At 51.2% G+C, this 14,445-nt stretch carries 10 protein-coding genes and 1 other annotated feature (1 of these 11 running past the window's edge); of the genes, 3 read left to right on the plus strand and 7 right to left on the minus strand.

Going from position 1 to position 14,445, the window contains the following annotated elements:
* Positions 1-139 (minus strand) — a binding site (T-box leader) (it extends 140 nt beyond the left edge of the window).
* Positions 140-269: 130 nt separating this feature from the next.
* The gene (locus O9139_RS10435) at positions 270-3,395 is read left to right on the plus strand and encodes a transglycosylase domain-containing protein (protein ID WP_270879399.1); all 3,126 of its coding nucleotides are present in this window, start codon (positions 270-272) and stop codon (positions 3,393-3,395) included.
* Positions 3,396-3,669: 274 nt separating this feature from the next.
* Here the strand turns inward: O9139_RS10435 and acsA are convergent, their stop codons facing one another.
* Positions 3,670-5,394, minus strand: coding sequence for an acetate--CoA ligase (gene acsA, locus O9139_RS10440; protein ID WP_270879400.1), 1,725 nt, complete (start codon positions 5,392-5,394; stop codon positions 3,670-3,672).
* Positions 5,395-5,613: 219 nt separating this feature from the next.
* Between acsA and O9139_RS10445 the strand changes: the two genes are divergently transcribed.
* Positions 5,614-6,252 carry a GNAT family N-acetyltransferase gene (locus O9139_RS10445; RefSeq protein ID WP_270879401.1) on the plus strand — a complete coding sequence of 213 codons (639 nt, stop codon included), beginning with the start codon at positions 5,614-5,616 and terminating at the stop codon, positions 6,250-6,252.
* Positions 6,253-6,285: 33 nt separating this feature from the next.
* A complete protein-coding gene (locus tag O9139_RS10450) occupies positions 6,286-7,473 on the plus strand; it encodes an acetoin utilization protein AcuC (RefSeq protein ID WP_270879402.1) in 1,188 nt (395 codons plus the stop codon).
* A gap of 56 nt (positions 7,474-7,529) precedes the next feature.
* Here the strand turns inward: O9139_RS10450 and O9139_RS10455 are convergent, their stop codons facing one another.
* The 6 genes from O9139_RS10455 to O9139_RS10480 form a co-directional block, all read right to left on the minus strand.
* The gene (locus tag O9139_RS10455) at positions 7,530-8,231 is read right to left on the minus strand and encodes a 5'-methylthioadenosine/adenosylhomocysteine nucleosidase (protein WP_270879403.1); all 702 of its coding nucleotides are present in this window, start codon (positions 8,229-8,231) and stop codon (positions 7,530-7,532) included.
* A gap of 43 nt (positions 8,232-8,274) precedes the next feature.
* Complete coding sequence (gene ccpA, locus O9139_RS10460; RefSeq protein WP_270879404.1) at positions 8,275-9,279, minus strand: catabolite control protein A; 1,005 nt, start codon at positions 9,277-9,279, stop codon at positions 8,275-8,277.
* Positions 9,280-9,519: 240 nt separating this feature from the next.
* Positions 9,520-9,927 carry a hypothetical protein gene (locus tag O9139_RS10465; RefSeq protein WP_270879405.1) on the minus strand — a complete coding sequence of 136 codons (408 nt, stop codon included), beginning with the start codon at positions 9,925-9,927 and terminating at the stop codon, positions 9,520-9,522.
* 139 nt (positions 9,928-10,066) lie between these two features.
* Complete coding sequence (locus O9139_RS10470) at positions 10,067-10,597, minus strand: type 1 glutamine amidotransferase domain-containing protein (RefSeq protein WP_270879406.1); 531 nt, start codon at positions 10,595-10,597, stop codon at positions 10,067-10,069.
* A gap of 50 nt (positions 10,598-10,647) precedes the next feature.
* Positions 10,648-12,423 carry a phosphoenolpyruvate--protein phosphotransferase gene (gene ptsP, locus O9139_RS10475; RefSeq protein WP_270879407.1) on the minus strand — a complete coding sequence of 592 codons (1,776 nt, stop codon included), beginning with the start codon at positions 12,421-12,423 and terminating at the stop codon, positions 10,648-10,650.
* Positions 12,420-14,309: a glucose PTS transporter subunit IIA gene (locus O9139_RS10480; protein WP_270879408.1), complete on the minus strand. Its 1,890-nt coding sequence runs from the start codon at positions 14,307-14,309 to the stop codon at positions 12,420-12,422. The genes ptsP and O9139_RS10480 overlap by 4 nt, the downstream gene beginning before the upstream one ends.
* Between the last annotated feature and the right edge of the window lie 136 nt (positions 14,310-14,445).

Raw genomic sequence — 14,445 nt, forward strand, 5'->3', positions numbered from 1 at the left:
GCTGCAGCCAACTGCTGCAGGTTCCCATTTGCTGCTCAAGACCGTAATTCAACTAGCATACAGGTACCGGTTCGCACCATCCACCGGCTCTCTGGAAGCATCCGTAAGCTACCTACTGCTGATCTATCCACGCATTTGATTCAATTTATATCACAGCTCATGCACGAAAGTCAAACATTAGCATAGCCCCTGTTTGTTTCCTAATGTTACCGCTATACAGGCAGATATGGTATACTAGAACCGTTCATGTAAGGAGGAATTTGGAACTTATGCGTAATATTTTTGCGAAATGGAATCGCCCTTGGGTAAGAACGACCTTCAAAGTAACATGGATTACACTCAAATGGACATTCATCACCGTCTTTTTGGTGGGACTTGCTGGCGGGGCGGCTGCATTCGGATACACGAGCGCTCTGGTGAAGAAGGATCCGGTGCGCAGCCAAGAAGAAATCCGTCAGCAAATGCAGGATAACGCTATCACAGGATTCGCCTATTTCAATGACGATACAGTGATCGGACAGCTGCGAACGGAAGAAGACAGACGGCTGGTTGAACTGGCGGACATCCCGCAAGTGGTCCTGGACGCCGTCCTCTCCATCGAAGATAAGGACTTCTACAATCATCGAGGCATCGATATTCGCGGACTTTATCGCGCGGTGACCCAAAAGCTGCTGAATGAAGAAGTGCAGACCGGCGGCAGTACGATTACTCAACAGCTGGCCAGACGGGTGTTCCTAACGCTGGACCGCGATGACGGGCGTAAAGCCCGCGAAATTCTGCTCGCACTGCGTATGGAACGATTGATGTCCAAAGACGAGATTTTGCTTGCCTATTTAAACAAAATCCCTTATGGGAACGGCGCGACCGGCTATAACCTCTACGGGATCAAAGCGGCGGCCAAAGGCTTGTTCAATATCGACGATCTGAAACAGCTGAACGTCGCGCAGGCGGCCTATTTGGCGGGACTGCCGCAATCGCCTTCGCAGTACTCGGCCTTCACCAGCAAGCCGACGTTTGACGAGGATAACTTCAAGCGCGCGGTCACGCGTCAACAGCTTGTCCTTAAGCGGATGCTGGAAGAGAACAAAATAACGAATGAGCAATATCAGGACGCGCTGAAATTCGATCTAAAGGCTTCCATGCCGGCTCCGTCGCAGAAAGCCTACACGACCTATCCGTATTTAATGATTGAAACGGAAAAAGAAGCGGCGGAAATTTTGCTCAAAGTCCAAAACCCGGACCTCGATCCGGTCAAAAATCAAGCAGCATATAATGAAGCGCTAAAAGGGGTTCAAGCCCAGCTCCTGCGCGGCGGGTATCAAATTTATACGACCATCGATAAAACGATTTATGACTCGATGCACGAAATTGCCGCCAATCCGAAAAACTTCGCGCCTAAAGATGACAAAAAAGGCGATGAACAAGTCGGCGCCATCATGATTGATAAGACCGGCGCGATCAAAGGCATGATCGAAGGCCGCAACTTTTTCGACGAACAGCTGAATCACGCCACTCAGGCGTACCGCCAGCCAGGATCGACGATGAAGCCGATCGCCGCATACATACCGGCCTTGGACAAAGGGCTGATCCAACCGGCCAGCATTCTCGATGATGTACCGTTGATTTTGAAAGACGGAGTCAAGGGCTTCCATTTACCGGAAAACTGGGATCACAAGTTCCACGGGCTGATGACAGCGCGCAAAGCTTTGAATCAATCGTATAACATTCCGGCAATCGATATCTTTTTAAATAAAGTCGGGATCAATGATGCGTGGGATTTTGCCAAGAAATTAGGCATCACCTCCATTCAAAAAGATGATTACTATGCGCAAACCGGCGTTATCGGGGGACTCAGCAAAGGTACCTCGGTCGAAGAGCTGACCAGCGCTTATACATCGATTCCGAACAAAGGCGCCTATAACGATGCTTTCATGATTCGCCAAATTAAAGATTCGAACGGCACGGTCATCTATGAGCATCAGCAAAAGCCAACACAGGTGTATTCCGAGCAAACCGCCTATTTGATTACCGATATGATGAAAACTGTGATCAAAGAAGGTACAGCGACAGATTTGATGAAAAAGTTCAAATCGTACGGCAAGATCGAGATTTCCGGTAAAACCGGCTCCACGCAAGATGATGCGGACGCCTGGTTCATGGGCTTTACGCCGGATATCACTGTCGGGGTTTGGATTGGCTATGACCAACCGGTTAATAAGCTGAATGCTAAGACGCAGCAAACGTACCATGCCAAGGACATTTGGGCCTTGATCATGAACAGCACGATCGAACAGAAGCCTGAGTTGTTCCCGAACAAAGCATTTGCCAAGCCGGACGGTATCGTCACGGCAACCGTGTCCGATCTCTCCGGCAAGCTGCCGAGCGAACTGACCTCGAAAACGAATCACCTCGTGACCGATATTTTCAATAAGAAATACGTGCCGACCGATGTCGACAACGTGATGGTCAACGCCAAAATCAGCTCCTACAACGGATTGAATTATTTGGCGCAGGACGGGACGCCGGCCGATTTTGTACAAGAGAAAACGGTTATTAAGCGGCAAAAATCGATCAGCGAACTGCTTAAAGAAGTCGAAGACGCGATGAGCAAACTGCCGGAGAAAAGCAGAAAGCCGATCGATAATTACAAGCCAACCGATTACGATGATGATGCACCGTCCGAGACGGACCCGCGCGTCGATGACGGCAAAGCTCCGACACCGCCGGCAACGGTTGTCGCTACCAAATCAGGCGATACAGCCGTGATCACCTTCCAGGGGAGCCCGAGCCCGGATCTGGTCGGCTATCGTATCTACCGGTCGGACAATCACGGTAAATTCCAGCTTATAGGCGGCAAAGTGGTACTTGCCGGCGCTGAAACGAAATTTACTGACCAGGTTCCGCCGTCAAGCCTTGAAGGCTACTATATTACCGCTGTAGACGTAGCCGGCAAAGAATCAGCGCCTAGCCGTTCCGCTTACACAGACGGAAGCTCCCTAGATACGCTGTTCGTCCCTCCTGCCGACGGCAGCCAAGTTCCGGGCGCGAACCCGGACTCCGGTAACGGGGCAGCCGGCGGGAATGACGCGCAAGATGGCGGCGCTAATGACGGCAAAACTAAAGACCTGCCGGCAGCGCCATCAGGCCTTAAAGCCAAGCAAGACGCCTCCAGTCTGACGCTGACATGGAAGGCGAACCCTAGCAAAGATAAAGTGAAGCAATATAATGTATACTTCAGCGATAAGGAAAAGGGCCCCTTCACCAAGCTTGGGTCCGTCAAAAACGCTAACGAGTTCCATTATTTTGCAGCTGTGTACAACGGTTATTACAAAGTGAGCGCGGTGAACGACGCCGGAGAATCCAAGCAGTCCGCTGCCATCGCTTATAATAATTAATCGCTCAACAGAACAAACAGACCCGAGTCCATCGGGTCTGTTTTTTTTAAAAGCCTCAACCGGGTTATCGTGAGGAGGCAGGCTGCAATTATGTCGGCAAAATCGGACTAGAGCACATGTGACAAGACTAACATCTGCTGCAGGTGGTCTTAAACGCTATACTGCACGTTGAGCTAATTGTCGGTGAGGCCATAGTTAAAGAACTATTTTCTGAAAAAAAGAAAAGCCCCCCTCCCACCGGATAACCGGTAAGAAGAAGGCTTGCTGCCATCTATCAATCTTCAATAGTCGACAAATCACCTGTCGGCAAGTTCAGCTCCCAAGCTTTGAGGACACGGCGCATAATTTTACCGCTTCGTGTCTTGGGCAGCTTATCTCTGAATTCGATCTCACGTGGCGCCGCATGTGCGGAGAGCCCTTCTTTGACGAATTTGGAGATTTCCGCCTTCAGCTCATCGGATGGTGTGAATCCTTCGCGCAGCGCGATGAAAGCTTTGATGATTTCGCCGCGCATCGGATCCGGCTTACCGATAACGCCCGCTTCAGCAACTGCCGGATGCTCAACCAGCTTGCTCTCGACTTCGAACGGGCCTACACGCTCACCGGCGGTGTTAATGACGTCATCGACACGGCCTTGGAACCAGAAATAGCCGTCCTCGTCCTGATAAGCCGAGTCACCGGATACGTACCAGCCGCTCAGACGGAAGTACTCCTCGTATTTGGCCGGATTGTTCCAAATTTTGCGCATCATCGATGGCCAAGGCGTCTTAATCGCCAGATTCCCCATTCGATACGGAGGCAGAACATTCCCCGCATCATCGATGATCGCCGCTTCCACACCTGGAATCGGACGTCCCATGGAACCTGGTTTGATCGTCATAGACGGGTAATTACAAATCAATTGCCCGCCTGTTTCCGTCATCCACCAAGTATCATGTATACGCTGGTTGTAGACTTTAAGCCCCCATCTTACAACTTCCGGGTTGAGCGGCTCGCCGACGCTCAGCACGTGGCGAAGCGAAGACAGATCAAACTGCTTGACAACATCGTCACCCGCGCCCATCAGCATCCGGAAGGCAGTCGGAGCGCTGTACCATACCGTTACGCCGTATTTTTGAATCGTTTGGTACCAATCCTGCGGGCTGAAACGTCCGCCACGAATCACATTGGTAGCTCCATTGAGCCAAGGTGCGAATACGCCATACGACGTACCTGTGACCCAGCCTGGGTCCGCTGTACACCAATAAATATCATCCTCTTGCAAATCCAACACAATCTTGCCTGTATAATAATGCTGCAGCATCGCATTGTGGACGTGGAATACGCCTTTAGGCTTGCCAGTAGACCCGGATGTATAGTGAATGATCAGTCCGTCTTCGCGGTCCACCCACTCGATCTCCAGCTCCGGCGAAGCCGCTTCCATTTGTTTGTAGAAGTCAACTTGACCCTCGCCCAGCTCGATGTCCTGACCTACGAGAATCACATGCTTCAAATGTGGAAGCTCGCTTACCGGCACCCGCGACAGCAAGCTTGGCGTTGTCACAATCGCTACCGCTGCGCTGTCTTCCAGACGATCGCGCACAGCTGTTTCCATAAAGGCTTCGAACAGCGGCCCTACGACGGCCCCAACCTTAATCGTGCCAAGCAGCGCATAGTACAGCTCCGGCGAACGAGGCATGAAAATAAAGACGCGCTCCCCTTTGGTTACACCTAAGCTGCGCAGTACGTTGCCGAACTGGTTTGATTTCGCTTTCATTTCTCCGAACGTGATCGCTTCATCGCGTGCGGCGTCACTGTAATATAAAGCAATTTTGTCTCTTTTGGAGGAATCCGCATGCCGGTCGATAGCTTCATAGGCCAGATTCACTTTACCGGTTTCGGACCAGGAAAAACTGTTCTCGACTTCAGACCAATCAAATTCTGCACGAGCTTGCTCGTAGCTTTTCATGTTTGGGTTTGGGGATACTGCTTCAATGAGTTCAACTTTCAACGGTTCCATCTACGTAAAACCCTCCTCACGAATTTAAACGCTTTCATTTTAGTGATCTTTTCGCGCAAAATGTGATCGCTTTTTGACATATTCTATTATAACACAACGCTAATTTTTCGCCTATGCTAAATATGCTTTTATTTCCATACAAAATTTGATATGAATATACTATGACTTCATAACAAAGGAAATATCCCCATGTTTTTTTTCAAAAGGAGAGCAAAAGTTATGCAGCATATCAAGCGATATCACTCGCAAAGCTTATGCACGGCTCCAGAGCAACCTGAGATCATCATCGAAGGCCCGGTTTCCCCGGACAGTTTAAAAGAATTAACTATGCATCCCAAACTGGATGCGTTCCGTAGACCGAAAGAGCAGCATGAAGCACTTGTCGAAATTGCTGAATTACCGGAAGGGCGTATTATTTTGGCGCGGGCTGGCGCAATGATCGTCGGCTACGTCACCTTTCATTACCCTGATGAAATCGAGCGCTGGTCACAAGGCAACATGCAGGATTTAATCGAGCTTGGCGCTATTGAAGTTGCGGACGAGTACCGTTCGATCGGATTGGGAAAAAAAATGATCCAGCTCGCTTTTGCGGACGAGCAAATGGAAAACGTGATCTGCTTTACAACGGAATACTATTGGCATTGGGATTTGGAAGCCTGCGGGTTAACCGTATGGGAGTATCGGCAAATGATGGAAAAGCTGATGAAATGCGTGGACATGGTATGGTTCGCTACCGATGATCCCGAGATCTGCTCGCATCCGGCGAATTGTCTGATGGTCAGAATTGGCAGCAAGGTGCCGCTCTCCTCTGTCGAGCAGTTCGACCGCGTACGCTTTCAGCAGCGTTTTATGTATTAAGCACTGCAATGGTTTCTGGAGGAGTTTGGAGATATGAAAACATTAACGAGTAATCCCGTCTTCATTTATGATGATCAAGAGATTCAGTATAAGTTTAACGAAGATCACCCGTTCAACCAAGACCGGCTCCTCATGACCGTCGACCTGCTGCGCAAATGCGGCGCGCTGCCCGACAGCGCGCTGTGCTTGCCCCGGCCGGCGACAGCGGCCGAGCTGCTGCGCGTGCATGCTCTTGCGTATATCGAAGCCGTGAAAGCGCTTAGCGCGCCAGTACCGGAGGATACGTGGGTGCAGGCTGCAGGGCGCTATGGCCTCGATACCGACGACACGCCGTATTTTGCCGGGATGCATGACATCACATCCCGGGTCGTCGGCGGCTCCATCACCGCCGCGGACCTGGTGATGTCCGGCGCCGCGCCGCACGCGCTCCATCTGGGCGGCGGCCTGCACCACGCGCTGCACAGCAAAGGCGCGGGGTTCTGCGTCTACAACGACGCCTCGGCGGCGATTGCGCACATTCGCGACAAGTACGGCGCCAAGGTGCTGTACGTTGATACGGACGTGCATCACGGAGACGGCGTGCAGTGGAGCTTCTACACCGAGCCCGGCGTATGCACGCTGTCCATTCACGAAACCGGGAAATATTTATTTCCCGGCACAGGTGCTGTGAACGAACGCGGTGAAGGCGAAGCGTTCGGCACGAGCATTAATATCCCGGTGGAGCCTTACACCGAGGATGAATCCTGGCTGGAATGCTTCGGCGAGGTGCTCACCGAGACGATCGCACGCTTCCAGCCGGACGTCATTGTCTCCCAGCATGGCTGCGATGCCCATGCGTTCGACCCGCTCGCGCATGTGTGCTGCTCCATGCGCGTGTACAAGGCCATGCCCGAGCTGATCCACACCCTGGCGCATCAGTGGTGCGACGGGAAGTGGATTGCGCTCGGGGGCGGCGGGTACGACATCTGGCGTGTCGTACCGCGTGCCTGGAGCCTGCTCTGGCTCGTGATGAGCGAGCAGGCGATCATCGGCCAGCTGGAGGCGCAGCCCCAGCTGCGGCTACCCCAGGCGTGGCTGGACGCCTGGGGTGGCAAGAGTCCGGGTCCGCTGCCTGAGACATGGCTGGACCCGGTGCACGCCTGGACGCCGATTCCGCGGCGCCAGATCATCACTGACAAAAACCGGCAGACGAAAGAAATCGCCATGATGTATCTTAAATAAAATGCCAAAAAGCTCAGGAGCACCGCGCCAGCGGCTCGCCTCCTGAGCTTTCTTTTTTACAGATGCTTCACCATATCTTCAACCATTTTATAGGAATTCTCCGAAGCTTGAACGGTAAATTCGGCAAAGTTCACATGCGCCGAGCCATCGGCTTTATCGGACATAGAGCGAATCACCACGTAAGGGATTCCGTTCATGGAGCAAACTTGAGCGACCGAAGCCCCTTCCATCTCCACACAAGTTCCTCCGAGCTCTTGATGAAGCTGAGCGACAAGCTCACGGCTGGCGACGAATTGATCGCCGGACAGCACAACTCCCTTTTTCATTTTGCCACTGAATAAGCGCTCTCCGGAAGCCATGGCCGCCTCGACCAATTGCGCATCCGCTTCGAAAACCGATTTGGCTTCGTAAGGAATGACGCCGCGTTTGAATCCAAGCGCCGTCACATCCATATCGTGCTGCAAGCACTCCCTGGAAACGACGATGTCGCCGATGTTCAGCTCAGGGTCCAGTGCGCCTGCGACGCCGGTGAAGATGACAGCCTGTACCGCGAAATGGTCGATCAGAATCTGCGTTGTGACAGCGGCATTCACTTTGCCAACGCCTGTGCGGCAGACAACGACGTTTTTACCGAAATATTGCCCTTCACGAAATGTAATGCCGGCCTTGACCGTCTCTTTGACATCCTGCATATGAGACAGCAGCAGCTCAATCTCTTCATTCATAGCGCCGATTAAGGCGATTTTATTCCAAGTCATGGGCGGAATCCTCTTTCTTATCTTAAAATGAAAAGATGGCTCATTAGGAATGAGCCACCGATTGGCGTTGAATAATCTCGTGCGGCAAGATCACTTGCATGTGATCTGTCGTTTCTTTATTCATCAGCTTGGTCAACAAGCGCATCGATACGGCACCGATGTCATACATAGGCTGAGCGACTGTCGTCAGCGTCGGTCTTACCATGGAAGCCATACGAATATTATCCACACTGATGACGGCAATATCCTGAGGCACTCTCAGGCCGTTATCTTGAATCGTGTGTATGGCTCCGATGGCCATCTCGTCCGTTGCCGAGAAAATCGCTGTGGGCCGCGGTGACAGCTGCAAGAAGTGATTGACTGCGTCCACGCTGGACTCATACCGGTAGTTGCCGATGCGGACGTATTCGTCGCGAAGCGGAATGCCGGCAGCTTCCAACGCCTTCTTATATCCTTGGTAACGCGCATAACCGTTCGCAGGGTCTTGCAGCGTACCGGAAATCATCGCGATATCGCGGTGGCCGGCGGCGATCAAGACGTTCACGGCGTCGAATGCCGCTTTTTCATGATCGATATCCACGTAGGCCATCGTGTTATTCTCATCTTTGGTCCCACACAGGACAACGGGTACGGAGGACGTCTTAAATGCCTGGATGTGATCCTCGGTCACAACACCGCCCATGAACAACAGACCGTCAACCTGCTTCTCCAGTAGTGTGTTGATGACGCGAATCTCTTTCTCCTTCTTCTTATCCGCATTACTCAAAATAATGTTGTAATGGTACATGTTCGCGATATCTTCGATTCCGCGTGCAACCTCGGCAAAGATCGAGTTGGAAATATCGGGAATGACAACCCCAACGGTTGTCGTTTTCTTACTCGCTAATCCTCTTGCCACAGCATTCGGACGATAACCGAGACGTTCAATCGCTTCAAAAACTTTTTTGCGAGTTTGCGGCTTCACGTTCGGATTGTTGTTCACAACCCTGGAAACGGTTGCCATTGAGACACCAGCTTCTCTTGCTACATCGTAAATGGTTACGGTCACGGCTACTCTCTCCATATCCCAAATTATTCTGCGATCCTATCATTTACAGTAATGATACGACACTTTCACACATCTTGCAATTAATATTGAAAATGCTTTGAAAACTATTTTACAGATTTTCATACTTATTTTCAAATCCACACTTTTGGTTAAATAAAAAACCAACCTCACTGGAGATTGGTCAACATATACCTGACAACCGGAATCGGGGAAAGCTTCCCCTCCCCTCGTTCGTTGCTGTTAGGTTGTCATTGTATTTTGTGTAATTTGTGACAGACGGCTGCGGATTTCCTCTGCCCATGGCTCATCGCCCAGCGATTGCGCAAGCAGCAGAATGTCCAGCAGCTCATTGATGCGCTCCTCGACGATCTTCTCCATGGAATCGTTCATATGTTCTTTTTCCGTTACTTTCAGCAGCAAATAAGCGATTTCTGACATCTCATGGAAAAAGTATTGCTGCTTCTCGGGTTTGCTGCCCAGCTTGCCAATCAAGCCAGTCAGTTCAGGTTTAACATGAGGAACGACTTCGCTCCTGCCGCATGCTTCACAAGAGTAAATCGGCACGTTCTCAATGTCGACCTTATTTTGATAAATAACTGTGCGCAGACGAAGATTCATTGTCCGTCCGCACTTGCAATACTTCTGCATCCTATACACTCCTTCATGAAAAAGACGACAAGTACACATCAAACTTTGTACTAAAGTTATTCTATCAACTCGCCTATTTTCCTTCTGAAAAAGAGTAGTAGTTTTTGCCACGCTTGGAAGGCGGACTACGGATAACCAGTTATTTACTAAACTTGGCTAGTTCTTCGACAAATCGTTTGCTGAACGCCGGAAGATCCGGTGGTCTGCGACCGGAGATGAGGTTGCGGTCGACGACCACTTCTTCATCCACCCAAGTCGCGCCGGCATTCTCGATATCGTCCCGAATGCCCGGTGTCGAGGTCATCGTATAGCCTTGCACAATCTTCGCAGAAATGAGCACCCAGCCGGCATGGCAGATCTGTGCGATCGGCTTTGCCGCGGCATGGAACTCTTGCGTTAGCCGCAGCACATCCGAATAGCGGCGAAGCTTGTCCGGCGCCCAGCCTCCAGGCACGTACAGGCCGATATAATCGGACGACTTCACTTCGTCAAAGGCATAATCAGTCGTGATCGGTACACCGTATTTGCCGTGATAGACGGTTTTCGCTTTAGGCCCGACAATATCGACAGCCGCTCCCGACTCTCTTAAGCGAAGAACCGGATACCACATTTCCAGATCTTCAAATTCTTCATCCACAAAAGCAAGGACTCTTTGTCCTGTTAATTCCATCGTTGATCCCCTCCATTTTATTCCATTTTAAACGCAACCCTTATACTCGCTTAAACGTTCTTCCCCAAGAAGCCGGCATCAGCCAGCGAAGACTCATCGCCATCTTCGACCGCAGCTTCCGTCACAGCAAGCAATTGTTTGATTTGATCGCTGGTCTGGCAGGCCAACACACGCTCCACCAGCTCTTTACACTTGGAGGCGTCACTCGCAAGCAGCCGGTGTTTGACCTGCAGCAGCGTCTGCACGGAGATGCTCAGCTCTTCGATTCCCAGGCCGAGCCAGATCGGCAGCGCGCGGATATCTCCGGCCATTTCGCCACAAACACCAACAGGAATGCCTACGCGCTTCGCCGAGTCGATCACATGCTTAAGCAGCCTGATTACCGCCGGGTGATAAGGTTCATAGAGATGAGCGATCGCTTCGTTCATCCGGTCTACGGCTAACACATACTGCACCAGATCGTTCGTGCCGATACTGATGAAATTGACTTCACTGGCCAGCACATCGGCAATCAGCGCCGCGGCAGGCACCTCGATCGTCAACCCAACTTCGATGTGCGGATTGAAGTCGATGCCCTTCTCGCGCAGCTCTTGCTTCGCTTCTTCCAACAGCGCATTAGCTCTGCGCACTTCATCGAGTGAGGACACCATCGGATACATGATCTTCACCGGACCGTAACTGCTTGCCCGCAGGATCGCTTTGAGCTGGATCATGAACAGATCCTTACGGTCCAGCGATATGCGGATTGCCCTGTAGCCGAGAAACGGATTATCTTCCTTAGCCAGCGGCAAATAATCCAGCTTCTTATCCCCGCCGATATCTAGCGTGCGAATGATGATCGGCCGGCCCTGCAGCTGTTTCACCGCATGGCGGTAAACCTCAAACTGCTCGTCCTCGCTGGGCAGTGCGTCGCGGTCCATGTATAAATACTCCGTGCGGAACAGCCCGACCCCCGAAGCGCCGTTGCGCAGCACTTGATCGATTTCCATCACCGAGTTCATGTTCGCATGCAGATGCACGTGCTTGTGATCCAAGGTGACGGGGGCGACGTCGGCAATCTCCTGCAAGCTTTCCTTGAATTCCAGCCAATTGCGCTTGCGTGCCTGATAACGCTCAATGGTTAACGGGTCAGGATTGATATACAGCGTGCCTTCTTGACCGTCGATGATCAGGAAATCGCCGTTTTGAATCGGTCGCAGCAGCTTGCCCTCCAGACCAAGGACATAGGGAATCGACATCGCCCGGGCCATGATCGATACATGGGAATGCGTGCCGCCGAGAATTGTCAGCAGCCCCAGCACTTTACCTGGGTCCAGATGCGCCAATTGCGACGGTGTCAGCTCTTTGGCAACGAGGATATAGGGATGATCCACCGGAGGCAGATTCGAGCTCGTATCGCCCAACAGGTGCTTTAGCAGCCTGTTCCCCACATCCTTAATGTCGAGCGCCCGCTCTTTCATATATTCATCATCGATGAGATTGAACATTTCAACGAATTTGTCAATAACTTCCTTCACTGCTACTTCAGCCGCCTTGTACTGCAGCTCAATGATGCCTTGAATCTCTTTCATAAAAATCGGATCTTCCAAGATGGCCAAATGCGCATCAAATATATAGGCTTGATCCTGTCCGACAACTTCTTTGATCTCTTGCTTAATGAGTTCCAGCTCATCCTTAGAGGATCGAATGCCGTCATACAACCGCTCGAATTCGTAAGCGAGGTCGGTCACTTCGATCATTTTTTCAGGAAAATCCCATTCCCATGTCGGAATGACGAACGCTTTTCCCATCGCAATACCTGAAGAAGCTCCTATCCCTCTGATCATCCGTTTGCCCCTCCTGACGTTTTAGTAGGCTTTAAGACGACGGACATGACGGAACCTTGGCCTTTTTTCACGGCTTTGAATGGAGCAAAGCTCCATGACTTGACAAGATCCGGATTCGTAATAATCATAGGTGTCGCCAATGATGAAGCAAATTTCTTCACTTTATTGAGATTGAATTTCACCAGCAATTGACCCGGCTCTACACGATCTCCTTCTTTTACAACTGCGGAGAAACATTTCCCCGGAATGCTCGCTGTATCGATCCCGATATGCAACAGCACTTCAAGCCCTTCATCGGTCAAAATGCCAAGCGCGTGCATGGTCGGATAAATATGCATGATCGTCCCGGCTACAGGCGAGAGCAGCTCTCCTTTTTCCGGGAAAAAGGCCACTCCGTTGCCGACCAGTCTGGATGCAAAAATCCGGTCTGGCACTTCTTCAATCGGAATCATCCGCCCCTGCATCGGCGAATTAAACAGTACGACATGAATATCTTTGCGTAAAACTTTCATGATTTCTTCGCGAATCAGTTCTGAGAATGTTCCGAACACGACTTGAACATTGCCTCCCCCAAGACGAATGACGCCTGCTGCTCCCAAATGCCGTAATGCCGTGATGTCCATCAGTCGATCATTCCCCAATGTCAGTCGCAGTCTAGTGATGCAGGCTTCAATCTTCTTAATATTGTCTTTGCCGCCGAGCGCTTGCAGAATAAGAGGGGAGCGGTACGGGATATCGCCGGCCCACTCTTCCAGCGGCGATCCTTCTTCCCTGCCGGGAGTCGGGATTTGAAACTTACGGATTGCCCAGCGGAATAAGAAATAATAGAGCAGTCCGTAAACGATCCCGATCGGGATCAGCAGCAATCCATGATCGGACAGATGGAGATTGATCACATAATCGATCGCTCCCGCGGAATAAGAGAACCCATGGCGAATATGGAGATAGTACGCAATCCACATCGCCGACCCGGATAGCACCGCATGGATCACAAAGAGGTACGGCGCAACGAATAAAAACGCAAATTCAATCGGCTCCGTGACTCCCGTTAAAAAACAAGCCAACGCCGCAGTTAAAAAGGTGGCTTTGATCTTGGGCTTTAAATCTTCGCGCGCTTCGCCAATGATGGCAAAGGCTATCGCCGGCAGCGCAAACATCATGATCGGGTACAATCCGGCCATGTAAACGCCCGCTGTAGGATCACCGGCAAAAAAGCGCGGCAAATCGCCATACACGGTGTGCCCGTCTACTGCGCGGTAGCTGCCCAATTGAAACCAGAAAAAATTGTTGAGGATATGATGCAATCCGGATGGAACCAGCAAACGGTGGGCGATCCCGTACAAGAAAGTACCGAAGCCGCCCATACCGAGCAGCGCGCTGGAGAGCTTGCCCATCACCAACGCGAGATATGGGCCTACAGCGATCATGATGTAAGATACGATGAGCGTCGCAAGCCCCATCACGAGCGGCACAATGCGCGGCCCGCCGAAAAACTGGATATATTCGGGAAGCTTAACCTCTTTGAACCGATGATAAATAATGGCGGACAGCAATCCAATCAGAATTCCGCCGGATACGCCCAATTGGAAATCGGAGCCCAGCTGGTGTTCAACGAGCCTTGTAAACATAAAGTAGCCCAACATCGCGGACAAGCCGGCAATCCCAGCGCTCTCCGTCAAACCCAGGGCAACGCCTACAGCGAAAATAATCGGTATGTAATCAAAAACCGTATTTCCGGCTAACAGCAGCATGTTTCCGAAACTGGAAGCGTGAATGGCACCCCATGGCAGGTCGCCTAAACGAAGCAGCACGGCCGCAATGGGAAGCGCAATGGTAGGCAGCATTAAAGAGCGGCCGAGTTGTTGTAAATTTCCCATCCAGTTCAACCGATGGCTACCTCCTTAAAAGTTGCACAAGTTCAACTTGTCACCTTTTTCTATACAAATCGTATAGCTTGTCAGCCTGTTTGTCAAAACAAAATAAGCAGGCCGGCGACCGACCTGCTTGGATATCCTTTCATAC

It is taken from the genome of Paenibacillus aestuarii (assembly GCF_027789125.1).
GTDB classification, from domain to species: domain Bacteria; phylum Bacillota; class Bacilli; order Paenibacillales; family NBRC-103111; genus Paenibacillus_E; species Paenibacillus_E aestuarii.

What these genes read in the sequence shown, in the direction of transcription:
- O9139_RS10445 (WP_270879401.1), top strand. Translation starts at nt 5,614, where the DNA reads ATGCAGCATATCAAGCGATATCACTCGCAAAGCTTATGCACGGCTCCA.
- O9139_RS10455 (WP_270879403.1), bottom strand. Translation starts at nt 8,231, where the DNA reads ATGACTTGGAATAAAATCGCCTTAATCGGCGCTATGAATGAAGAGATT.
- ptsP (WP_270879407.1), bottom strand. Translation starts at nt 12,423, where the DNA reads ATGATCAGAGGGATAGGAGCTTCTTCAGGTATTGCGATGGGAAAAGCG.
- O9139_RS10450 (WP_270879402.1), top strand. Translation starts at nt 6,286, where the DNA reads ATGAAAACATTAACGAGTAATCCCGTCTTCATTTATGATGATCAAGAG.
- O9139_RS10465 (WP_270879405.1), bottom strand. Translation starts at nt 9,927, where the DNA reads ATGCAGAAGTATTGCAAGTGCGGACGGACAATGAATCTTCGTCTGCGC.
- acsA (WP_270879400.1), bottom strand. Translation starts at nt 5,394, where the DNA reads ATGGAACCGTTGAAAGTTGAACTCATTGAAGCAGTATCCCCAAACCCA.
- O9139_RS10470 (WP_270879406.1), bottom strand. Translation starts at nt 10,597, where the DNA reads ATGGAATTAACAGGACAAAGAGTCCTTGCTTTTGTGGATGAAGAATTT.
- O9139_RS10435 (WP_270879399.1), top strand. Translation starts at nt 270, where the DNA reads ATGCGTAATATTTTTGCGAAATGGAATCGCCCTTGGGTAAGAACGACC.